Annotated in this window: 1 pseudogene; it reads left to right on the top strand. The window is 54.1% G+C overall.

The window, feature by feature from the left end:
* A pseudogene (locus tag PPOP_RS24690) lies at positions 1-218 on the top strand (IS5/IS1182 family transposase); the annotation flags it as partial.

A 218-nucleotide genomic window follows, 5' to 3' on the forward strand; every position in this document is an offset into this window, starting at 1 on the left:
GCTTGAAAGAAATTCAACTGGCTCCTGTCGAATCCATAGAGGCTTATTTGGCACGTCAAGCCGCCGAAGATGAATGCGAAGGCAAGGAGCAACCTACCGCGAACGACCAAGACCCGCCGCCTCTACCGGCGTCCGGCCCTTCCTCCCGCCTTACAGAACAAGCCATCCATGAAGATTTTCATGGAAAAACCTTCTCGAACCAGACCCATCGAAGCACC

Origin of the sequence: Paenibacillus popilliae ATCC 14706, from assembly GCF_000315235.1 — a bacterium.
In the GTDB taxonomy this organism is placed as follows: Bacteria; Bacillota; Bacilli; order Paenibacillales; family Paenibacillaceae; genus Paenibacillus_B; species Paenibacillus_B popilliae.